Source organism: uncultured Roseibium sp. (assembly GCF_963675095.2).
In the GTDB taxonomy this organism is placed as follows: domain Bacteria; phylum Pseudomonadota; class Alphaproteobacteria; order Rhizobiales; family Stappiaceae; genus Roseibium.
This window is the reverse complement of sequence record NZ_CAXXSJ010000056.1, coordinates 226,988-248,692: the sequence shown is the minus strand read 5'-3', so window position 1 is coordinate 248,692 and position 21,705 is coordinate 226,988. Positions and strand designations below refer to the sequence as shown.

The window sequence follows — 21,705 nt, the reverse complement described above, 5'->3', positions numbered from 1 at the left end:
TGCTGTTCGAACTAAAACTCGAGCCTAACGACGTGCCTCGGTTTTGCATCTGAAGCGATTCGAGCGGATTTCAGGATTCGATAAGCCGCGCGCCGTCCCAGAGGTTTCCGCGAACTGCTTCGCGCACCAGATCGATGACGAGCGAAGTGATCCTTTCGCGAAGGAAAGTCGGCTTCGCATCCAGCGCGGTTACAAGGTAAAGCGTGCGGACAAGCCTCGGGTCGGTTACGACACGGGCGACGAGTTTGCCGCTTTTCAGGTCGTCGCTGACCAGAACCTTGGGGGCCAGCGTACAGGCCAGTCCTTCTTTCAGAGCACTTAGCGTGCCCGCGATCGAGGCCAGTTGAATGCGGGCGTGAGAATCCAGCTTTACCAACTCAGCCGGACGATCGACCAGAGCGCGTGACAACGACCCGCTTTGCAGAAGCGCCAAAGGCAGCTCCGCCATATCTTCAAGCCTGATCGGATCGTCGGAACTCCCGACAATATCCTTGTGACCTATGCAGAAGAGTTCTTCTTCGAGCAGCGGGGTTCTCAGCGTCTGTGAATCCGGAGGCGGGTTGAAAATCAGCGCGGCCTCGACCTCCCCGGTCAGAAGCGAGTTGTAGGTCAGCGCCGACAACCCTTCCCTGATCAGCAATCGGACACGGGGAAGATCCTCGATGACCTTCCGCATAAGCCCTCCCCCGATGACATTGATCACCGAGAACGGCATGCCGATTGCGATGTTGCCGGAGACTTCGGCCAGGCCGTGCTTGATGTCCGATGTGGCCGTCTCGAAGGCCGAGAGTATGAATTGCGCATGGGCAAGCAGTTTCAGGCCGGCAGCCGTGGGCTCCATTCCCCTGGGCTTGCGGGTGAACAGTTTCGTTTCGAGTTCCGCTTCCAGGCTCGCGATGTGATGGCTAAGCGCCGAGGCGGCCGTGTTGCAGTGATCGGCGGCATGCGAAAGGTTCCGAAACTCGCAGACGGCCACGAAATATCTGAGTTGTCTGGTGTCCATCCAATCATTCTATATTCGAGAACGCATCCTTCTAAAGGATATTATTTTCCGACCGCTTCCTTTTCTTCATAGTCCTGCATCAAGAAATCTGAGGAGGAAGAGATGACATCCGGACGTCCCCTGGAAGGCCTTCGCGTGGTCGAAATGAGCCATATGGTCATGGGGCCGTCGGCAGGCATGTTCCTCGCATTCCTCGGCGCCGAAGTGATCAAGATCGAACCGCCTGAGGGCGACAAGACCAGGAACCTGACCGGCATGGGGGCTGGGTTCTTTCCGACCTTCAACCGCGGCAAGAAATCCGTCACCCTCGACATCAAGGACGAGAACGACCTCGCCAGGCTGCACGCTCTGCTGACGACCGCCGACGTGTTCGTCGAGAATTTCCGCGACGAGACATTGGCGAAGATGGGTCTGGCGCCGGAGCAGTTGCGCCAGAAGAACCCCAGGCTCATCGTTGCGTCCTGCAAAGGCTTCCTCAAGGGTCCTTATGAACATCGCGCCGCGATGGACGAAGTGGTGCAGATGATGACCGGCATGGCCTACATGACCGGACCTATCGGCCGGCCGCTTCGCATTGGCTCCTCGGCAAATGACATCATGGGAGGTCTCTTTGCCGCCTTTGGCGTTCTGGCCGCCTTGATTGCGAGGGACAAGACGGGGGAAGGCGCATCGATCCGCTCCGGACTTTTCGAGAACTGTCTGCTGCTCGTCGCCCAGCACATGGTTCAGTTCGACATCGAGGGGACGGAATCTCCGCCTATGCCGGAACGGGTGTTTTCCTGGCCTGTTTACGACCTTTTCCCGACGCGTGACGGCCGGCAGATATTCGTCGGAGCCGCGACGGACGGCCAGTGGGAGAAACTCTGCAAGGGTCTCGAACTTGAGCACCTGCTCGACGATCCGCGCTTGCAATCGCGGCCCGACCAGATCGCGGCCCGGGACTGGACCCTGCCACAGATCGCAGAAAAGGTCGCCGCCCATCCGTTCACCGAGATGGTGCGGATCATGGAAGAGAACGACCTGCTCTTTGCGCCCGTCGCACGCCCTGCGGAAATGTATGACGACCCGCACGTCAATCGTCCCGGCGGACTGTACACTTCGCATTACGCGGAGAAGAAGGACTTCCGTGCGCCCGCTCTGCCGGTTGAAATGAACGGCCATCCGATCGTGTCGGAGAGCGTGGATATTCCCGCAATTGGTGAGAACAACGCCGAGATCCTTGGCGCGCTCAAGGTGGAGGCGGCGGAATAGCCATGCCGGATCTCCAGCATACCTATCCAACAGACCGTATCGCCATACGGGAAGTCGGGTTGCGCGACGGCCTTCAACTCACAAAACACTGGCCGGCAACGGCTCAGAAGATCGCATGGATCGATCAGGAATATGCGGCCGGCCTCCGTTACTTCGAAGTCGGCTCGTTCCTGCCGGCCGACAAGGTGCCGCGCTTTGCCGATGTCCGGGACGTCATTGCCGCCGTCGACGGGCATGGCGATGCCCATGGCATTGCTTTGGCTCTGAACCAGCGCGGCGCCATGGACGCATTGGCAACGCAGGTCGGGGAAATCACCGTCGTGGTGTCCGCAAGCCCGGCCCACAACGAGGCCAATGTCCGCCGCACCCAGGAGCAGAGCCTTGCCGAGATCGCCAACGTGGTGAAACTCCGCGACGCGTCGGGCAAGGACACGATTATCAACGTCGGCATCGCCATGGCGTTCGGCTGCTCCCTGTCCGGAGAAGTCCCCGAGGACGACGTGATGCGGATGGTGGACCGTTGCTTCGAAGCCGGGGCCGATATGGTCGGTCTTGCCGATACGGTCGGCTTTGCCGGTCCGCGGCAGATCGCGTCACTCTGCCGCCGTATGGAGAAACGGTTCGGCGATCTGCCTTACGTCATGCACCTTCACGATACGCGCGGTATGGGCATTGCGAATGCGGCTGCTGCGATCGATGCCGGTTGCCGGGTGATCGACGCTTCGCTTGCAGGTCTCGGCGGCTGCCCCTTCGCCCCGGGTGCGACAGGAAACGTGGTGCTGGAAGACCTGATCTATCTGGTAGAAACCATGGGCTTCAACACAGGTATCGATCTGGAAAAAATCATTGAAACGCGCGCAATTCCGGCGATGGCAATGCCGGAGGAACCGCTTTGTGGCGCGCTTGCGAAAGCAGGACCGCCGAAATCGCTGAACTGGCGTGCAAGCGCTGCCTGACAGCCCTTGGCTGCGAGGAGGCAGCCGACTGGTGGCATGAGCCACTCATTCATATAAGACCTGATAGGGAGGACCCCGAAATGAAATCCTTGCTCGTATCGACCGCTCTTGCCGCGGCCATGGCCCTTGGCGGAACGGCCACCGCATCGGCTGAAACCGTGATGCGCTGCAGCCACCAGCTGCCGCCGGCCCATAGCGTGGCGAAAGTGATCGACCGCTGGGCGGCTGAAGTCGAAAAGCTGTCGAACGGCGAAATCGACGTCCAGATCTTCGGAGCCGACAGCCTTGTCGGTGCGAAGGAAAACATCGTCGCGACCGCGAAAGGCAACATCGAATGCGCATTCTCCGTCCAGTTTCAGTGGGGCAAGACCCTGCCGATCATGACGGTGACGACCGCGCCCTATGCCTTTTCCGATCTGAAAATCTGGAAGAATTGGGACGGTTCGGACGCGGCCAATTTCCTGGAAGAAAAGCTGCGCTCGAAAGGGGTGGAGAATGTCGTCTGGCTGTTCCAGACAAACAGTTCGGTGTTTACCTCGAAGGGAAAATTCCTGTCGAAGCCGTCTGATTTCGAAGGCTTGAAAATCCGCGGCCTGACGCCGGCCTTCGATGCGGGTCTTGCGGCTCTCGGCGCTTCTCCGACGGCACTGCCCGGATCAGAGGTCTATCAGGCTCTGGCGACCGGTGTCCTCGATGGCGCCATCACCGGCACCGATGCCGCCGTTTCGCGCAAGTACTATGAAGTCCAGGATCATTTCGTGGTCTCCCCGGTCATCTCCGTGTTCCTCCACGGATATGTGAACCCGCAATTTTACGCGGGCCTGTCCGATACCTCCAAGAAGGCACTGGATGTAGCGGGACGCGAAGCAGCCGTCTGGGCGGTCGAGGCCGCCGAGAGTGCGCTTGCTGCAGCGCCCGGCGAACTGGAAGCCAAGGGCGCCAGCGTTCACATTGCGTCCGATGAAGAAAACGCGGCGATGGAAGCCGTCATGCGCCCTGCATTCGATGCGGCCTTCAAGGCGGATGACCCGGACAGCCAGAAGCTGCTTGAGTTGATCGACAAACTCCGTTCAGGCTCGTGAGGCCATGTCACCGAGAACAGATGCACACGGGGCGGCCAAGGCCGCCCCGATTCCGGAACGGATAGCCACACCGATTGTCTGGCTCGGTGGCGCCATCAGCGCGCTTCTCATCCTCGTGGTTCTGTGTTTGACGACCTATTCCGTCTTCATGCGATATGTTCTGGACCGGCCGCCGGTATGGATCGACGACCTGACAGGATTTGTCCTCGTCGCTCTCGTCATGCTCGGCGTGGCGGAAGCCTATAGAGGTGGAAACCATATCTCGATCGATCTTCTGACCGGACGGTTGCCGCGATCCTTGCGCAAGGTGCAGGCAATCTGGAGCGACCTCTGCGTGATCGCGTTCGCCGTTGTCCTCATTGTCAGTACCTGGCACGCGATTGATTTCGCGATCAGCTTCGAATCCTACACCTCCGGATCGATCGAGATCGCGTCCTGGATTCCGCAAGTACCCTTGCTCGCAGGCGGGGTGCTTCTGGCCCTGTTCGCTGTCGCGCGGCTCCTTGGACGCGTGTTTCGGGGAACGCAGTAATGACGGCGCTGCTTATCTTCGCCGGCCTGATCCTGCTTTTGCTGACGGGCATTCCGATCTTTGCGGCGCTCGGTCTGACGGCGACCGCGATCCTGCTGATTTTCGAAGGCAACATCGGTTCGGTCGCGGACACGGTTTACGCGCATCTGGACAAACCGATCCTGACGACCATTCCGCTGTTCGTCTTCATGGCAAACGTGATGATACGCGCCAAGGTGATCGACGACCTCTACGACATGGCTCACACCCTGATTGGCCATGTGCGCGGAGGTCTCGGTGTTGCCACCGTCATGGCATGCATGATTTTCGCCGCCATTTCAGGATCTTCCGTTGCCACTGCGCTTTCTGTCGGATCGAGCGCGATCCCGCAGATGCGACGCTTCGGATATCCGAAAAGGGAGGCGCTAGGCGTGGTCGCAGCCGGCGGCACCCTGGGTATCCTGATCCCGCCGTCAGGCCCGATGATCCTTTATGCCATCGTGTCGGAGGCCTCGATCGGGGCGCTGTTCCTGGCCGGGATCATACCGGGGATCCTGCTGGCCCTCATCTTCGCTGCCTACTCCATCATCAGTGCGGCGCGACGCGGCGGCGAGCGGCCTCCCTTCGCCGGACGTGGTAAAATATTTTCGGCCATCAGGAAGTCGATCTGGGCCATTCTGGCGCCGCCGGTGGTGATGGGCGGCATCTATCTCGGCATCTTCACGGCCGCCGAGGCCGCTGCGGCCGGATCGGTCTACGCGCTGCTGGTCGCCGTGCTTGTCTATCGGAATTTCGGCTTCAGCGATCTCTGGCATTGTGCCTATGAATCCATGAGGACCTCGATGATGGTGTTCATGATCATCGCAGGCGCCGCGATGTTCGGGCATGCCATCACGATTATCCGGCTTCCCGTCGGCGTGACAGAGATGGTCTCCCATATGGGCCTCGGACCGTTCGGCTTCATGCTGGCTGTCATGGTCATGATCTTCATCATGGGCATGTTCTTCGAATCCGTCGCAATCATTCTGATCACGACGCCGATCCTGCTGCCGACCATGCACGCGCTGGATATCGACCTTGTCTGGTATGGCGTCCTGTTGATGATCAACCTGGAACTGGCAATGATCACCCCGCCGGTCGGAATGAATCTGTTCGTCATCAAAGGCATCACCGATGCGCCCTTGAGCGATGTGGTTCGTGGCGCGTTTCCCTATGTGCTCCTGATGGTCCTCGGGCTGCTCATTCTGGTCCTCTTCCCCCAGCTTGCCACCTGGCTGCCTTATTCGGCCGGATTCGGACGCTGACTCCGGGGCCTGAACAAAAAACTGTTCAGGGCCTCCAGTTCGTACCGGAGCTCCATCCACCCGCGAACGGGTGTCGATTGCCTGTCTGTTTTCCAATTCAGGTCGACATATCCTGGGCGATGGTTTGGAAAGCTGGTCAGCGGAGCTTCTGACCGGCCAGTATGACGGACTGCCTTGAAATTTCCGGTTCCGGTTTACCAATTGAAAAGCAAGGAAACCGAAAAGGGTTGCCGCAGTGCACTGCAACCTTTAGATGTCGCCTTGCTCGCAACTTTTTACGAGTGCCTACAGATAATTCTGGCGCTACGTGAAGCGTGTCGATTTCGTGCATTTCACGCGGGTCGGCGACAGCCTGCATTTGGGCATTTGAACCGGGTCTGCCGGAACAAGCGTATTTTGCTTGGGTAGCGTGGAGAAAATGTCCCTTGGATTCCAGGCCGGTAAAGGTTTCTTTCCATTTGCGTCGTATGATGGAGAGAAAGACCGGGTGTAAAGAAGTCTAGATTAGCATGGTGTTAAATGGATTATTCTCCGGAAAAAACATATGAGCAGGCAGGTGGAAACATTGACGAAGCATTCGATTGTTTCGTGCAGGAGGTGGATAGCCTCGGCATCTTCTATTCTGTTCTGTCTCATGTCGTTAACATCACAGGATTGCCGAGCCTGGACAATCTGACACGGGACGACAAATTACTGATCCTGTCCGAATGTCGAAAAGAACTGGCGCTCGCGCGCAGCCAATTGAACTCCACGGATGACACAGAGATTCATTGAGTTCCTGAACCCGAGTTATATTCCGCACGGCGCAGGTGGCGAACGGGCACGGGATCTTTTCAGGCACTGGTCCAGAACCAAGGGTACTCCCGACGCGGAACTGATCAAGTACGCGAGGGATGTCGTCTGGTTTGACGGTGCCGATCACGGAACTATCACGCCTCCCATCCTGAGCTGCGGCGTCAATACGCTGACCGCCCTGGTGACGGGCAAGGATGCTCAGGACCTCATCGCGATCGACGACAGCATCGGCGAAGAGTATCGGCGTTTCGCCCACCTGGCCTACCGCGATGCCGCGGTGAATCGGATTCCGAATTATTCCATCGTCTCGTCGAATTATACCAACGAGCAGGGCGATACCTTCGACCTGATGTATGAACGGCTGATCCTCCCCTACCGCAACCCGAAGGGCGTGCGCCACCTGTTGCTGACTACAAACCTCGTTGAATCTCGTCTGACAGGTCGTAAACAAGATCGGAAAGAGCCGCGGCAGAATTTCCTGCCAGCCATAGTTCACTCACGGAAATATTTTTATCCCGTGACGCAGGTGCCTTGGACCATTTGATGGCGTCCGGCACGATCGTCTGAAAGCCGCAGGCCTGGGCAAAGCCGGACGAGGCATGCTGGGGCCGCATCCAGACATAAAGGCCTGTCACCGGTGAAAACCGCTGGAAGGCCTTGACCTGGATCAGCTTCGCAAGCGTAGCGGCAACACCCCGGTGGCGATACCGTTCGGCCACCCACATTTCCCCCAGATAGATGATCCGCCCCCTGGTGTCCTGACAGAAGGACGGTTGCCGGTCCTTCAGTTCGACCGGTTTTCCATCCTCGGCGGTGTAGGTTCGCGGCAGGTAGATTTTCCAGAAATCGGCAAGAGACGTCGGGCCGAGATCGTCCAGGCGGGCCGCCACCGTGCCCACCGGTATCCCCCATTCGTCGGTCAGCATGATCCAGAACCCCTGCGGCGGCATGATGGTCTGGTACTGGACCGAGAAATGCTCAGTCAGGCTTCTGTCGATGCCGCTCAGCGACCTGGAGAACTCGGCAAAGTCGGCGCCTGATCTTAAAAACAAACCCTGCGACCGAAGTTCTTCCTGCAAGAACGACACCGCGTTCGAGGCCATAAAGTCTAATACTATAGGTAGCATGCAAATCTCTGTACAGCGCGAGCTAGAGGAGAGACATACCGCAAATTCCTTTCAACTAAGCTTAAGAAATCTGTTCGATTTCACTGAACCGATCGGTCCACAAATATTTCAAATCGCAAATTCCGGTGAATTCTCAAGCATCTGAATGTTCGAACATGTATGCGTTGTTAGCTGTCTGCCGTTTCCTGCTCGACCCTAACCCGTTGATTGACAACGGGAGGGTTTCCTGCGAGAAGAACAAAGAAAGAACAACCTGGAGATGTATGAGCATGGCGGCGAAGCTCGTCCGAAATATTTTTCTGCCGATCGTCTTGGCGTTCCTCGTCTGTCTTCCCTTGGAAGCAAGAGAAGGCCTGTCGCCCCGGCAACAGGAAATCTGGCAAACAATCATGAGCGTCGACGGCTACCTTACCGAGGAGATGCATTCGGATTTCTGGGCGGCGATGCCGCAATCGATGTTCAAGGACGAAGCGGACAGAGCCGCGTATCTCAGGTTCATGGAAAAGGCCATGACCAGCCTGCTCAAGTTTCAGCGCGAAGCGTGGCGCAGCGTCAGGGCCTCAATGAACGCCGGGAAGGTCGTGAAAACACCGGGATATGACGCAGCCAAAGCCGAAGTGCTGTCCGCCTTCGACGGGACGGGCAGCAAACAAAACGTCGCATCCAAGCTCGCAAATGGTGAAAGGATGATTGAAGCGGCGGCCAAAGGCTTACCGATAGAGAGTCCCGACGGCCCTGCCTACATCACGCCCGAGTTGGTCGATCAGGTTCTGGCAGGCATGGATGGATCGCTTGCGAGGGCCGCTAAGCTCCTGAATCCGGTTTGGGAAGACAAGCCGGTGGAACATCTGTATCCGGATGCCCACGTGAAGATCCTTTGGGATGGGGAATTTGCTAAGGAGGTTCAGCATCAAACCGCGGCCGACGGCAGGAAATTTAGAATTGTATCTTTGTTGACGCAGCTCTCCGAAGAGAAAACGATCGGTATCAATTTTCTCGAGCAGGATTCCGGGGCGGCGGACCTCGAGAGAGAAATAGACCGGCTTGCTCGCGGTACCTTGAGGGGTATGGGCATCGACAAGCCTATGTCCGTGATCGGCTCGACCTGGCGAGGGCGTCAGTCGGTCATTGCCGTTGGAACGGCCGTGGTTTCGGGAGTAGCTCTGGCGGGCTCTGTCAGGGTTGTGGCGCTTGAGGAATTTAAAGGCGTGCTTCTCATCATGGGGCTGAATCTGGGACCATCCCATTTGGAAGCGCAACTGCTTCGCGAGGACTTGGAGAAAAGGCTGCAGATCCTGAAGTAAACGAAAAACCCGGCGGCGCCTGTCACAGGCCGCCGGGTCGGGTTCTGCTGTGCATCATCTTACCACCCGAACTGGAAGGTCGCGCCGGTCTGGCCATTGCCGTTCTGGGCGATGTGGGCGTCGGTGCCCTGGCCGAACTGGAACAGGCCGTAGGAATTGTTGTTGCCGTTCTGCTGGATGGTGCCGTTATGGCCGTTGCCTTGCTGATGCACCACGGCGTTGTTGCCGAGGCCGTTCTGCAGGACACCGGCCATGTTGCCGAAGCCGTTCTGCTTGATGCCGCCGCCCTGCTTGATGCCGTTGAAGACGGAGTACATGGCCAGGCCGGCGCGCATGGCGGTCGCCTGGTCGGCGTCGGTCGGGGCGATATTGATGGAAAACGAGCCGCCGGCAAAGGCCGAGCCGATGGAAACGAACGTGGCAATGGTTGCCGCCGTGAGGGTTTTTGCAATTGCGGTTTTCATGGGTCTTTTCTTTTCAGGTTTGGAATGGGTCACTGGTTCTGGATTGGGCAGATCAGATGCGGCCGCCGAAGGTTTCGGAGCAGCTGCGGGTTTCGCTGCCGATGGCGATTGTCAGGTCCGCCTCATAGACGGCGCCCGAGTTGGTGAGCATCATCTTGCCGAGCGTGGCGGTGCCGTCGCCTGAGGTGGTGAAACGTCCGCCCTGGCTGATGCTGGTGTTGCCGTTGGCTCCCGAGCCCTTAACGGTGAGCCGATAGGTGCCGGAGACGTTCGGGGTTGCCGCGGCCTGGCCGGTCAGGGCGATCATGCCGCCGGTAACGGTTGCGCCGATTTCGCAGCGGGCTGTCTCACTGCCGGCCCGGCTGTCGTCAGCCGTCCACAGGGTGACGCCTGCAAGGGCGACCAGGAGGCCGGCGAGCGCGGGTTTTGAATAGTTCAACATGGTTTTTTCCTTTCCGGCGACGGCCGGGACCGGGCCCGGTCCGTCGAGGGGATCGTTGGAAGAATGCGCCGGAATGCGGTTACGGGCAGGTCTGGACGAAGGCCGCGACATTGCCGCCGCCGGACTGGGAGACATTGGCGTTGCAGCCGTTGCCGACCTGAACGCCGGCGGCGACGTTGCCATTGCCGTCCTGGGTCAGGACCGCGGTGTGGTTCGCGCCGAACTGGCCGACACCGCCGGAATTGCCGTGACCGTTCTGCCAGATGTCGGCGTCGTTGTTGATGCCGTCCTGGCCGATGGCGGCCGTGTTGTGGTTGCCGAACTGATGCGCGACCGAATTGTTGTTCAGGCCGTTCTGGAACATGCCGATGATGTTGTTGAAGCCGGACTGTTCGCCGCCGGCGGAGTTGCCGAAACCGAACTGGTCGATGGTGATGCCGCCGGCCATGGCGGGGGCGGCGAAAATGGTCAGGGCGACGGCGGTTGCGGTCGAGATGATGAATTTCCGGGTCATGGGTCTTACTCCTCTGCTCTGGTTTGCTGCGGCGGTGCCGCTTGCTGATGACAGAAACAGGAGTAGCAACCGGACCCGGAACCCACGCTGAACCGGCCGTTCAGTTATGGTTCATGGAACAAAGGCCGAAAAAAATGCCCGCCGGAGGGGCGGGCATTGCGCAACAGACGTTTCCGGAGGGGTCAGTCCGGCATTCAGTTTTTCTCGTCTACTTCAACCCATTCATAGCCGGTGATCATCGCCTTCAGATAGGAGGTGACCGTTGTTCCGGTTGTCGCCATGTAGACGTGAATAAGGACGAACAGAGCCATGGCATAGGCGGCGACCACGTGCGTCCAGGCGACCGTTTCCAGCGGCAGACCGGTCAGGGAGACGGTCAGGTAAAGTACGCCGGTGATCCAGATTGCCGGATTGATCACCAGTTTCAGAAACAGGTAGCTCAGCCGTTGCAGGGGATTGTGCTTGCGCCGGATCGTCGGTTTCGACGGGTGCGGCGCGCCGGTGAAAATACCATAGGCATAGTAACGGATTACCGCGCCGAGCTTGTTGAAGGTCGGCAGGTATTGCTGCCATTCGCCGGTGGTGAAATGCCAGAAAATGGCAAAGATCCACAACAGGATGATGAGGCCGGCGGCGATCAGGTGTATGCCGAAAGCCTTCTGCCATGGCAGACCCTCATAAAGACCATGCAGGCGGCCGCCGGTATAGAGAAGGAGCAGCACCAGTGCTGCCTGGCTCCAGTGCCAGAAACGCTCGAAACGGGCGAAGATCCTGACGTATTTCTTCTCGGCCATCTCAGTTCTCCTTCCCGGTTCCGGTTGCCCGGTTCTTTCCGCTCATGACGATGCGCAGGCCGGCATGGCCGGCAATACCGAGGGCTGCCAGGGCAAGCGCCAGCAGTCCGATCCGGTCGGTCAGCGGGAAGCCGTCGCGGCCGGGGAGGTAGAACCCTCCGAGGCTGGCCAGGCGACCGTCCTTCGCATGGCAGGACTCACAACGCAGAGCCTCGCTTGCGGGCGCGACCATGTGGGTGGTCGGCCAGTGCATGGTGGTTTCGACGAAGCCGAATTTCCCCGAATAGGGCACGTCGCTGCCCTTCATGCCGGCGGCGATCGCCTTGCCCCAGTCGAAGTTGGTCCAGAACGCTGTATCCGTGTCCGGACCGAAGACGTTGGAGTAGACCAGGTTCTTGTTTTCGGTGTCGTAGGCCTGCTTGCCGTGCATCACCTTGAACGGATAGATGCGGGAGTTGGGATCATCCGGTCCGCCGAAGATCCTGTTGACCTCGACGATCGTCTCCGGATCGATCTTTTCGCCGAGCAGGGTGTATTCGACCACGCCGTTCCAGAAGGCGTAATCCGGGACGACATCCTCTTCCCATTTGAAGTGGCCTTTTTGCGACAGGTAGGTGTGGCGGCCGTTCTCGTCTTCCTCGTGATAGGGCTTGCCGTCCTTCAGCTTACCCGCGGTCGACCAGTCCCACCAGGTCTTGGTGGCGACGCCGCCCTTGGCGAATTCCGGGATATGGCAGGTCTGGCAGGCCACACGGTCGGTGTGGTCGTTCAGCTTCATGCCCATGACCGAGGTCGTCTTGTGCGGCTTTTCCGTGTGGCAGCTCTGGCAGGTCGCGATGTCGTCGCGCCGGAAGCCGGGTTTCGGCTTCTGGCCGTCGTCCTTGACCGTGCCCAGATACCGGGAGCCGGGCCATTTGTGGCCGTGGGCGGTGTGGCAATCCGTGCAGACCATGTTCGCGCCTTCGGGCGACATGTGCACGTCCACATGGGGCGAAGGGGATATCAGCGCGGTGGAGAGGTCGCCGTGTTTCACGTTGTCGCCGCCGCCGCCGAAGAAATGGCAGGCGCCGCAATTCTCTCGTCCCGGTTCGCCGACGGACTGGGCGACCTTGGCCAGGTCAGGGGGCATGTGCACCTTTCCGCTGGCATCCGTCAGTGGGGTATAAAGCGGATGACCCGCCTTGGTCGGCCACTTGGAATAGGTTTCGGTCTGGTCATGGCAGACCAGGCAATCGACCTTGGTCTGGTCGGTGAAGTCGAAGGTCTTCTCGTCTTCCCAGCCGTAACCCGCATGGCATGAGGTGCAGCGCGGCTCATTGGAGGCGATATTGCCGCAAAAGGCGTTGATGACCGTCTTCTTGCCGAGCTTCTGGCCCGTGACCGGGTGGGTGTAGTCCCACTTCCAGTGAATCGACTCCTGAACCTGCTTGGCGGCTTCCGTATGGCACGTCAGGCAGGCCTTGGTCACGTCAGGGCCGGTGGCGAAGGGGCCCTTGAGAACTTCAAACTTGCTGTGATCCGCGGTCGTGTCCGAATCAGGACCTGCCGCAAGCGCCGAGAAGGCCATTACGAGAAAAAGAAAACCGCCGATAAACGGTATGGGGCCAAATATCTTGGCTTGGCACATGGCGTCGACCTCCAGCCAGACCGAACAAGGTGATCCGCTCAACGCCTGACGGCGCTGACGGTATAGATGCCCCATGTCTGCGATTGGAGCATGAACGGAATTAAATTTCAATTATATGAAAGTAGGTGCGTCGAACTGTCGGGTTTCTGGTTCGTCTGTTGCGGCATTCGTCGTGTCCCCAGGCCATCCGGTCAAGAATCTTGACGTTGCCTGGTAAGGGGATTCAACTTCCTTCTGTTGTGTTCATTCGAATCAGGCTGCGTTCCGACTGATCGCGATGTGCGATCCGGTCGTTGGAGTGGGCATTGGGAAAATCTGCGAAACTTGAGCTTCTGAGACGATTGCTGCCGCTGTTTCTCGGCGTGCTCGGCATTGTCGGCGCGCTCAGCTTCCTGAGCCCGCTGAGCGGCCTCCTTTGCCTGATCGCCGGTGTCGGGATCTATACCGCCATGCCGCGGCCGAAGGTGCCGAAAGGCGCGGTGAAGCCGGAGCCCAGACCGCCGGTCTGGGTCACGGACCTGATCGGTTTTGCCGTCGGCATTTCGCTGTTTTCCCTGTCGTTCCTGGGTGCGCTTTACGCGTCAGGTGCCGGGGTGGTGCTGTTTGCGGTTCTGCTCGTGCCGGCCAGCCTGTCCATCCCGATTTTCATGATCGCGGTCCGGCAGGAAACGTCGTGGATGCGCTTTTTCGGCAATGGCTTCGAGTTCGCTCAGTTCGGCCTGCGGGCGCGGGTCCCTTACGCGGACCTGAAAGGAGTACGCGTGCGGGTGTGGAGCGCGCGCAATGGTATTGGCTGGCTGCTTTCGACGGTCGGTTCCAGGAGCCGGGGACAGGTAGCGCTGTTGTCGGGTGAGAAACAGACCAAGACCCTGGTCTTTACCCGCAGGGATGGGTCGGAATTCGCAGTGTCCTCGGAGGTGATCCCCGATCTGCAGCGGATCCTGATCGGCATGGACCGCGCCGGGATCGATCTGCCGGAAGACCTGAGCGAACGCCAGCGCAAGAAAATCCGCAAGACCCGGGAGAAGCTCTACGGCCGCAAGCCGGAACCAGAGACCGAGCATCTCGATGTCGCCCGGATCGCCGCCGCGGTTCGCAAATACCGGCAGAACAAGACTTCTTGATACCCACTCCTAGGAAGCTGCCACCCAGTTCGGCTTGCGCTTGTCGAAGAAGGCGGAGATGCCCTCCTGCGCCTCCGGGGTTTCCCAGGTATCGGCCAGACGGCGGATGGTGTCGTCGATGACGGCCTCCGACATGTCCGGTCCGAGTGATCGCGCCAGCGCCTTGCTGGCGGCAACAGCTGCGGGGGCTGCTGCAAGATAGGGTTTGATTTCCGCTTCCACGGCTGCGTCCAGCTCTTCGGTCGGGACGACCTTTGCCACCAGATCCAGATCGCGTGCCTCCTGGGCGCCGAAGATCCGGGCGGACATGAACACGCGGCGTGCCTTGCCTTCGCCCATGCGGGCCAGAACATAGGGGCTGATGGTGGCCGGGATCAGGCCGAGGCGGACTTCCGTCAAGCCGAATTTGGCCTCCTCGACCGCGACCACCGTGTCGCAGACGCTCATCATGCCGATGCCACCGCCGAAGGCCTGGCCCTGGACCCGGCCGATGACCGGCTTTGGCATTTCGTTGAGGGCCTTCAGCATCAGCGCCAGCTTGCGGGCTTCCGCCATACGGGTCTCGCGCGTGGCGTCAAACTGTTCGCGCATCCAGCCGAGATCGCCGCCGGCACAGAAGCTTGCCCCAGCCCCGGTCAGTACGACCACACGGACCGCCGGATCGGCGGCCAACTGCCAGGCGGCCTCCGCCAGTTCGTCGATCATTTTGGCGGACAGGGAATTGTGCTTGTCGGCGCGGTTCAGAAGAAGCGTTGCGACACCGCGTTCGTCGGTGGTGATGGCAATGGTTTCGAAAGTCATTCGCTGTCGCTCCTCAAACCCCGGGCGAAGGCGGCGACCTCCGCCAGCTTTTCCAGATCGAGACCGGTCTCTAAGCCTTTGCGGACCATCAACTCCGCGACCGCTTCGGTCGCGACATTGCCCTTGGCGCCCGGCGCATAGGGGCAGCCGCCAAGGCCGCCGATGGCGGAATCGAAGGTGCGCAGGCCCTTGTCGAGGCTGACCTCGATGTTGTCGAGCGCCCGGCCCTTGGTGTCGTGATAATGGCCGGCGAGGCGGTCGGCGGGCACTTCGGCCAGAACCGCGTCGAGCATGCGCCCGATCGTCTCCGGCGTGCCGGCACCGATGGTGTCGCCGAGGGAAATTTCATAGCAGTCGAGATCGAAAAGCAGCTTTGCGACCCGGGCGACCGCTTCCGGCGGGGTGGCTCCGTCATAGGGGCAGTCGGTGACGCAGGAGATATAGCCGCGCACCGGCATGCCGTCTGCATGGGCCTTTTCAATCAGCGGCGTGAAGCGCTCGATGCTTTCGGCGACGGAGCAGTTGATGTTCTTCTTCGAAAAGCCTTCAGAGGCTGCCCCGAAGATGGCGACTTCGTCGACATAGGCGTTACGAGCGGCCGTATAGCCTTTCACATTCGGCGTCAGGGCCGTGTAGAAGACGCCCGGATGACGGTAGATACCGGCCATGACTTCGGCCGCATCGGCCATCTGCGGCACCCATTTGGGGCTGACGAAGCTGGTGACCTCGATCTTGCGGAAGCCGCAGTCCGACAGCATGTCGACCAGTCGGATCTTGTCTGCAGTCGGGACGAAATTCTTCTCGTTCTGCAACCCGTCGCGCGGGCCCATTTCGAAGATGGTGACAAAATCGGACATGTCTCAGGCTTTCGTTTTGTGTGTGGCGCGGTCGCGCAATTCGCGGCGGATCACCTTGCCGGTGGTGGTCATGGGCAAAGCGTCGACGAAGCTGATTTCGCGCGGATACTCGTGCGCCGCAAGGCGGGTTTTGACGAAATCGGCAATTTCCCTTGCCAATTCGTCGCTGCCGGTCACGCCGTCCTTCAAAACGATGAAGGCCTTGACGATCTCGGTCCGCTGCGGGTCCGGCTTGCCGACGACGCCGGCAAGGGCGACGGCCGGGTGTTTCAGGAGACAGTCCTCGATCTCTCCCGGTCCGATGCGATAGCCGGAGGAGGTGATGACATCGTCGTCGCGGCCGACGAAGCGGATCCAGCCCTTGGCGTCGCGCATGCCGGTGTCGCCGGTGAGCAGCCAGTCGCCGGCGAATTTCTTCTGCGTGGCGTCCGAGTTGTTCCAGTAGCCGAGGAACATCACCGGATCGGGACGCCGGACGGCGATATTGCCAAGTTCGTCGTCGCCAAGCACGTTGCCCCGGTCATCGACGATGTTGACGTCATGACCGGGGACGGCGCGGCCCATGATGCCTGGACGGGCGTCCATGATCGCGGACGAACTGGAGACGATCATGTTGCATTCGGTCTGGCCGTAGAACTCGTTGATGGTCAGGCCGAAGGTCTTGCGGCCCCAGCCGATCAGTTCTGCGCCCAGGGTTTCGCCGCCCGACGCGACCGAGCGCAGGTTCAGCTTCCAGCGCGTCTCGGGGCTCTCCACCTGGCGCATCATCTTGAGCGCGGTGGGGGGCAGGAAGGTGTTGCGGATCTTTTCCCGCTCCAGAAGGTCGAAGGCGGCCTCGGGCGTGAATTTCTTGAACCGGCAGGCAACGACAGGCACGCCCAGATAAAGCGCCGGCATGAGCACGTCGAGCAGACCGCCGATCCAGGCCCAGTCGGCCGGCGTCCAGATCCGATCTCCGGGCTGGCCGAGGAAATCGTGGCTCATCTCCACGCCGGGCAGGTGGCCGAGGAGCACCCGGTGACCGTGCAGCGCGCCCTTGGGCTGGCCGGTGGTGCCGGAGGTGTAGATGATGATCGCCGGATCGTCGGCTTTGGTCTGTTTCGGCGTGAAAGCTTCCGGCTGCGCCGCCATGGCCGGAGCCAGATGTTCCGCGCCATGCACCGCGCTGTCGATACAGAAGACCGTTTGCAGCTCGGGCAGTTCGCTCCGGATCTTTTCCAGTTTCGCTGCGCCGCCGGTATCGGTGACGACGACTTTGGCGCCGGAATTGCCGAGTCGGTAGGACAGGGCCTCATCGCCGAAGAGCGTGAACAGCGGAATGGTGATCGCACCGAGTTTCAGCGCCGCGATATGGGCAAAGGCGGTTTCGGGGGCTTGCGGCAGCAGCACGCCCACCCGGTCGCCCGGCTGCACGCCTCGAGACGCGAACAAGTTGGCGAGCTGGTTGGAGCGCCGTTTCAGGTCGGCATACGTGTAACGGGAGGTATCGCCGCCTTCTTCTGCAAAGACCAGCGCCTCGCGGTCCGGCTCCCGGCCGGCCCAGGCGTCGCAAACGGCCGTACCGATATTGAAGTCGTCCGGAATCTCCCAGGAGAAGCGGCCGGCGAGCTCCTCGTAGGTCGAGGCCTCAGGCAGCATCGCTTTCCTCCTCCACAAGCATCAGAAGCACGGTGCCGTCCTGGACCTGTTCGCCGGCGGCGACCATCACCTCGCCGATCACTCCGTCGCGCGGGGCCTTCAACGTGTGTTCCATCTTCATGGCTTCCAGAACCACGAGCGGCTGGTCCCTTGTAACCGTGTCGCCGGGCTTGCCCTGCAGCAGTTTCACCAGGCCCGGCATGGGGGCGATAACCTGATCGCCGGCACCGGCGGCCTCGTCGTCATCGGCCAACCGGTCGGGCAGGCCGAAACTGTGCGCGTTGCCGCCGAAGAAAACGGTCAGATCGTCGAGCCCCATGGCAATCGCAGCCGTTCGGTGGACGCCGTTGCAGTCGAAGACGATGGTACCGTTCTCTATCTCGCGCAGCGCGTAGGTTTGCGGCTCATCGCCCAGATGAACGGTGAACCGGCCTGCGCCGAGCGCGTGGACCTCAACATCGCGGCGTTCGCCGTCGATCTCCAGAAGTGCGTATTGGCGCGACGCGCTCCACATGCGCCAGCCGGCGAGGCTGTCCCAGGGATCGGAGCCTTTGTGGGGTTCGGTCAGGCCGAGGGCTGAAAGCGCGGCCAGCGCAATGGCTTCGTCGGACGGTGCGGACTCGGCGATCAGGCTTTGCAGGTCGCGGTCGATCAGGCCGGTATCGACATCGCCTTTCGAAAAGCCTTCGTGGCGGCACAGGCTTGCCAGGAAGGCGGCGTTGGTCACGCAGCCGGCGACCTCCGTTTCCTCCAGGGCGGCGAGCAGCTTGGCGAGTGCGGCATCGCGGGTCGGTCCGTGCACGATCACCTTGGCGATCATCGGATCGTAAAAAGGCGTGATCTCGTCACCGGAGCGCACGCCGCTGTCGATGCGAACCGTGCCTTCGGGAAACCGCAAATGAGACAGTGTGCCGATTGCGGGTAGGAAGCCCTTGGGGGCGTCTTCCGCATAAAGCCGGGCCTCGAATGCCCAGCCGGAGAAGGTGATCTCCTCCTGGGTCTTGGGCAGCGGATTGCCGGCCGCTACCTGAAGTTGCCACGCGACCAGGTCCTCGCCGGTGATCATCTCGGTCACCGGATGCTCCACCTGAAGCCGGGTGTTCATTTCCATGAAATAGAACCGGTCTGCACTCAGGCCCTCGGAGACATCGGCGATGAATTCGATGGTGCCCGCACCCGAATAGTCGATCGCCTTGGCGGCTGTGACGGCGGCCTCGCCCATGGCCTTGCGCATCTCCTCCGGCATGTCCGGAGCGGGCGCTTCCTCGATCACCTTCTGATGTCGGCGCTGCAGCGAGCAGTCGCGCTCGAACAGATGCACGGCATTGCCGTGATTGTCGCCGAAGACCTGGATCTCGATGTGGCGCGGCTTGGTGAGATATTTCTCGATCAGCACCCGGCCATCGCCAAAGCTGGCCTCGCCCTCGCGTTGCGCGCCTTCGAGGGCACTCAGAAAATCCTTGGGATCGTCGACCCGGCGCATGCCCTTGCCGCCGCCGCCGGCGCGCGCCTTGATCAACACCGGATAGCCGATCTTGTCGGCCTGGTCCTTCAGGAACGTCGGGTCCTGATTGTCGCCGTGATAGCCGGGAACGACCGGCACGCCGGCCTTTTCCATCAGCGCCTTGGCGGCGTCCTTGAGGCCCATGGCGCGGATCGCATCGGCGCTCGGGCCGATGAAGGCGATGCCGGCCTTTGCCAGTGCGTCGACGAAGATCGGGTTTTCCGACAGGAAGCCGTAGCCCGGGTGCACCGCTTCCGCTCCGCTCCTGCGGCAGGCGTCGATGATGGCGTCGATTTTGAGATAGCTTTCGCCGACGGGTGCTGGGCCGAGCCGGTAGGCCTCGTCGGCCATGGCGACATGTTTCGCATTGGCGTCGGCGTCGGAATAGACGGCGACCGTACGGATGCCGAGCTTCCTGGCGGTTTCCATGACCCGGCAGGCGATCTCGCCGCGGTTGGCAATGAGGATTTTCCTGAACATCACGATTGAGCTCTCCTCAAAGCGGTTTCGAGGTGGGTTTTGCTGGAAGCGTCGAAGGCGACGAGGGTCACCTTTTCGACCTGGGGCAGGTCGGACAGTGTCTCGCGGATTGTGCTGACGGCGATCTCTGCCGCCTGGTCTGCGGGATAGCCGTAGACGCCGGTCGAGATTGCCGGAAAGGCGAAGGTCTTGCAGCCTTTTCCGGCACCGAGTCGGAGCGAGGTGGCATAACAGGAGGCTAGCAAGTCCGGCTCGCCGTCGTTGCCGCCGCGCCAGACCGGGCCGACCGTGTGGATGACGTATTGGGCCGGCAGGTTATAGCCGCCGGTGATCTTGGCATTGCCGGTTTCGCAGCCGTCGAGGGTGCGGCATTCGGCGAGCAGCTCTGGGCCGGCCGCGCGATGGATCGCGCCGTCGACCCCGCCGCCCCCGAGCAGCGACGAATTCGCCGCGTTGACGATGGCGCAGACGTCCAGCTTCGTAATGTCGCCCTGTAGGATTTCAATTCGGTCCATGGGATTACATCCTGAACAGGCCGAAGCGCGTGTCTTCGATCGGCGCGTTGAGGGCAGCCGACAGGACAGGCCGAGGATGTCGCGGGTCTTGCGCGGATCGACGATGCCGTCGTCCCAAAGACGGGCCGAGGCGTAGAGTGGGTGGCCCTGTTCCTCGAACTGGTCGATGATCGGCTGCTTGAAGGCGGCTTCCTCTTCCGCCGCCCAACTGCCGCCCTTGCGCTCGATGCCTTCGCGGCGGACGGTGGCCAACACACCGGCGGCCTGTTCGCCGCCCATCACCGAAATGCGCGAGTTCGGCCAGGTCCAGAGAAAGCGCGGGCTGTAGGCGCGGCCGCACATGCCGTAGTTGCCGGCGCCGAAGGAGCCGCCGACCAGCATGGTGATCTTCGGTACCTTGGTGGTGGCGACCGCCGTCACCAGCTTGGCGCCGTCCTTGGCGATACCGCCGGATTCGTATTTGCGGCCGACCATGAAGCCGGTGATGTTCTGCAGGAAGACCAGCGGCACCTTGCGCTGGGAGCAGAGCTCGACGAAATGCGCGCCCTTGACCGCGCTTTCCGAGAAGAGCACGCCGTTGTTGGCGATGATGCCCACGGGAAGCCCGTGAATATGGGCGAAGCCGCAGACCAGCGTGGTGCCGTAGCGCGCCTTGAATTCGTCGAAGCGGGAGCCGTCGACGACACGGGCGATCACCTCGCGGATGTCGTAGGGGGTCTTCAGGTCGCCGGGCACGACGCCGAGGATTTCTTCCGGGTCGTAGAGCGGGTCTTCCGGCGTCTGCCGTTCCACGCTGGTCGGCTTGATCCGGTTGAGGCTTGCGATTGCGCGGCGGGCAAGCGCCAGGGCATGGGCATCGTCCCGGGCGAGATGGTCGGCCACGCCGGACAGGCGCGTGTGGACGTCGCCGCCGCCGAGATCTTCTGCGGTCACTTCCTCACCGGTTGCCGCCTTCACCAGCGGCGGGCCGGCCAGGAAGATCGTGCCCTGGTTCTTGACGATGATGGTCTCGTCCGACATGGCCGGCACATAGGCGCCGCCGGCTGTACAGGACCCCATCACCACGGCGATCTGGGAAATGCCTTTCGCCGACATGTTGGCCTGGTTGTAGAAGATCCGGCCGAAATGGTCCCGGTCCGGGAAGACCTCGTCCTGCTGGGGCAGGTTGGCGCCGCCGGAATCGACCAGATAGACGCAGGGCAGGTTGTTCTGCTCGGCGATCTCCTGGGCACGCAGGTGCTTTTTCACCGACATGGGGTAGTAGGTGCCGCCCTTCACCGTGGCATCGTTGGCCAGGATCATGACCTCGCGGCCTTCCACCCGGCCGATGCCGGCGATCATGCTGGCGGATGGGGCAGCGCCGTCATACATGCCGTTGGCTGCAAGCATGCCGACCTCCAGGAAGGGCGAGCCCGGATCAAGCAGGCGGGAGACGCGTTCGCGCGGCAGGATCTTGCCGCGGGAGACGTGGCGCTGGCGGGCGGTTTCGCCGCCGCCGTCGAGGGCGGTCTGGGCGGCCGTGCGCACCAGCTCCAGGGCGTCTTCATGGGCCTTGCGGTTGGCGGTAAATTCCGCGCTGCGCGGGGACAGGCTGGATTTAAGGATGCTCATG

Annotated in this window: 20 protein-coding genes and 1 pseudogene; 8 read left to right on the top strand and 13 right to left on the bottom strand. The window is 61.1% G+C overall.

Features of this window, described 5'->3' with window-relative positions; genetic code table 11:
• Nucleotides 1-70: 70 nt before the first annotated feature.
• Nucleotides 71-1,003 (bottom strand): LysR family transcriptional regulator, encoded by a 933-nt coding sequence (locus tag ABIN98_RS22515; RefSeq protein ID WP_346913318.1) that lies wholly within the window; start codon nucleotides 1,001-1,003, stop codon nucleotides 71-73.
• Nucleotides 1,004-1,105: 102 nt separating this feature from the next.
• On the opposite strand from ABIN98_RS22515, the gene ABIN98_RS22510 reads away from it, so the two are divergent.
• The 6 genes from ABIN98_RS22510 (at nucleotide 1,106) to ABIN98_RS22485 (ending at nucleotide 6,881) form a co-directional block, all read left to right on the top strand.
• Nucleotides 1,106-2,254 (top strand): CoA transferase, encoded by a 1,149-nt coding sequence (locus tag ABIN98_RS22510; protein WP_346913316.1) that lies wholly within the window; start codon nucleotides 1,106-1,108, stop codon nucleotides 2,252-2,254.
• Between the two features lie 2 nt (nucleotides 2,255-2,256).
• Complete coding sequence (locus ABIN98_RS22505; protein ID WP_346913314.1) at nucleotides 2,257-3,210, top strand: hydroxymethylglutaryl-CoA lyase; 954 nt, start codon at nucleotides 2,257-2,259, stop codon at nucleotides 3,208-3,210.
• A gap of 80 nt (nucleotides 3,211-3,290) precedes the next feature.
• Nucleotides 3,291-4,292 carry a TRAP transporter substrate-binding protein DctP gene (gene dctP / locus ABIN98_RS22500; protein ID WP_346913312.1) on the top strand — a complete coding sequence of 334 codons (1,002 nt, stop codon included), beginning with the start codon at nucleotides 3,291-3,293 and terminating at the stop codon, nucleotides 4,290-4,292.
• Between the two features lie 4 nt (nucleotides 4,293-4,296).
• The gene (locus ABIN98_RS22495) at nucleotides 4,297-4,824 is read left to right on the top strand and encodes a TRAP transporter small permease (protein ID WP_346913310.1); all 528 of its coding nucleotides are present in this window, start codon (nucleotides 4,297-4,299) and stop codon (nucleotides 4,822-4,824) included.
• Nucleotides 4,824-6,107: a TRAP transporter large permease subunit gene (locus tag ABIN98_RS22490; RefSeq protein WP_346913308.1), complete on the top strand. Its 1,284-nt coding sequence runs from the start codon at nucleotides 4,824-4,826 to the stop codon at nucleotides 6,105-6,107. Before ABIN98_RS22495 ends, ABIN98_RS22490 begins: the two co-directional genes overlap by 1 nt.
• Nucleotides 6,108-6,626: 519 nt before the next feature.
• Nucleotides 6,627-6,881: a hypothetical protein gene (locus ABIN98_RS22485; protein WP_346913306.1), complete on the top strand. Its 255-nt coding sequence runs from the start codon at nucleotides 6,627-6,629 to the stop codon at nucleotides 6,879-6,881.
• A 431-nt stretch (nucleotides 6,882-7,312) separates the two neighbouring features.
• Here ABIN98_RS22485 and ABIN98_RS22480 read toward each other — a convergent pair whose 3' ends face one another.
• Nucleotides 7,313-7,981: a GNAT family N-acetyltransferase gene (locus tag ABIN98_RS22480; RefSeq protein WP_346913304.1), complete on the bottom strand. Its 669-nt coding sequence runs from the start codon at nucleotides 7,979-7,981 to the stop codon at nucleotides 7,313-7,315.
• Nucleotides 7,982-8,298: 317 nt separating this feature from the next.
• Here ABIN98_RS22480 and ABIN98_RS22475 point away from each other — a divergent pair, with 317 nt between their 5' ends.
• Complete coding sequence (locus tag ABIN98_RS22475) at nucleotides 8,299-9,333, top strand: hypothetical protein (protein ID WP_346913302.1); 1,035 nt, start codon at nucleotides 8,299-8,301, stop codon at nucleotides 9,331-9,333.
• Nucleotides 9,334-9,392: 59 nt separating this feature from the next.
• On the opposite strand, the gene ABIN98_RS22470 is transcribed toward ABIN98_RS22475, so the two are convergent.
• From ABIN98_RS22470 to ABIN98_RS22450, 5 genes are all read right to left on the bottom strand, one after another.
• Nucleotides 9,393-9,797 carry a curlin gene (locus ABIN98_RS22470; RefSeq protein ID WP_346913300.1) on the bottom strand — a complete coding sequence of 135 codons (405 nt, stop codon included), beginning with the start codon at nucleotides 9,795-9,797 and terminating at the stop codon, nucleotides 9,393-9,395.
• A gap of 52 nt (nucleotides 9,798-9,849) precedes the next feature.
• On the bottom strand, nucleotides 9,850-10,239 hold the full coding sequence (csgH, locus tag ABIN98_RS22465) for a curli-like amyloid fiber formation chaperone CsgH (RefSeq protein ID WP_346913298.1): 390 nt from the start codon (nucleotides 10,237-10,239) through the stop codon (nucleotides 9,850-9,852).
• A 79-nt stretch (nucleotides 10,240-10,318) separates the two neighbouring features.
• Nucleotides 10,319-10,753: a curlin gene (locus ABIN98_RS22460; protein WP_346913296.1), complete on the bottom strand. Its 435-nt coding sequence runs from the start codon at nucleotides 10,751-10,753 to the stop codon at nucleotides 10,319-10,321.
• Nucleotides 10,754-10,947: 194 nt separating this feature from the next.
• Nucleotides 10,948-11,547 (bottom strand): cytochrome b/b6 domain-containing protein, encoded by a 600-nt coding sequence (locus tag ABIN98_RS22455; RefSeq protein ID WP_346913294.1) that lies wholly within the window; start codon nucleotides 11,545-11,547, stop codon nucleotides 10,948-10,950.
• Between the two features lies 1 nt (nucleotide 11,548).
• Nucleotides 11,549-13,174 carry a tetrathionate reductase family octaheme c-type cytochrome gene (locus tag ABIN98_RS22450; RefSeq protein ID WP_346913292.1) on the bottom strand — a complete coding sequence of 542 codons (1,626 nt, stop codon included), beginning with the start codon at nucleotides 13,172-13,174 and terminating at the stop codon, nucleotides 11,549-11,551.
• Between the two features lie 305 nt (nucleotides 13,175-13,479).
• Here ABIN98_RS22450 and ABIN98_RS22445 point away from each other — a divergent pair, with 305 nt between their 5' ends.
• Complete coding sequence (locus ABIN98_RS22445) at nucleotides 13,480-14,298, top strand: hypothetical protein (protein ID WP_346913290.1); 819 nt, start codon at nucleotides 13,480-13,482, stop codon at nucleotides 14,296-14,298.
• Nucleotides 14,299-14,307: 9 nt separating this feature from the next.
• Here the strand turns inward: ABIN98_RS22445 and ABIN98_RS22440 are convergent, their stop codons facing one another.
• The 6 genes and pseudogenes from ABIN98_RS22440 to ABIN98_RS22415 all read right to left on the bottom strand — a co-directional run bounded on the left by ABIN98_RS22440 (nucleotide 14,308) and on the right by ABIN98_RS22415 (nucleotide 21,704).
• Nucleotides 14,308-15,099 carry a crotonase/enoyl-CoA hydratase family protein gene (locus ABIN98_RS22440; RefSeq protein ID WP_346913288.1) on the bottom strand — a complete coding sequence of 264 codons (792 nt, stop codon included), beginning with the start codon at nucleotides 15,097-15,099 and terminating at the stop codon, nucleotides 14,308-14,310.
• Nucleotides 15,096-15,956 (bottom strand): hydroxymethylglutaryl-CoA lyase, encoded by an 861-nt coding sequence (locus ABIN98_RS22435; RefSeq protein ID WP_346913286.1) that lies wholly within the window; start codon nucleotides 15,954-15,956, stop codon nucleotides 15,096-15,098. The genes ABIN98_RS22440 and ABIN98_RS22435 overlap by 4 nt, the downstream gene beginning before the upstream one ends.
• Before the next feature lie 3 nt (nucleotides 15,957-15,959).
• Nucleotides 15,960-17,594 (bottom strand): acyl-CoA synthetase, encoded by a 1,635-nt coding sequence (locus ABIN98_RS22430; RefSeq protein WP_346913284.1) that lies wholly within the window; start codon nucleotides 17,592-17,594, stop codon nucleotides 15,960-15,962.
• The gene (locus tag ABIN98_RS22425) at nucleotides 17,584-19,578 is read right to left on the bottom strand and encodes an acetyl/propionyl/methylcrotonyl-CoA carboxylase subunit alpha (protein ID WP_346913336.1); all 1,995 of its coding nucleotides are present in this window, start codon (nucleotides 19,576-19,578) and stop codon (nucleotides 17,584-17,586) included. The genes ABIN98_RS22430 and ABIN98_RS22425 overlap by 11 nt, the downstream gene beginning before the upstream one ends.
• A complete protein-coding gene (locus ABIN98_RS22420; protein WP_346913282.1) occupies nucleotides 19,578-20,093 on the bottom strand; it encodes an O-acetyl-ADP-ribose deacetylase in 516 nt (171 codons plus the stop codon). Before ABIN98_RS22420 ends, ABIN98_RS22425 begins: the two co-directional genes overlap by 1 nt.
• Nucleotides 20,094-20,097: 4 nt before the next feature.
• A pseudogene (locus ABIN98_RS22415) lies at nucleotides 20,098-21,704 on the bottom strand (carboxyl transferase domain-containing protein).
• Nucleotide 21,705: the final 1 nt, after the last annotated feature.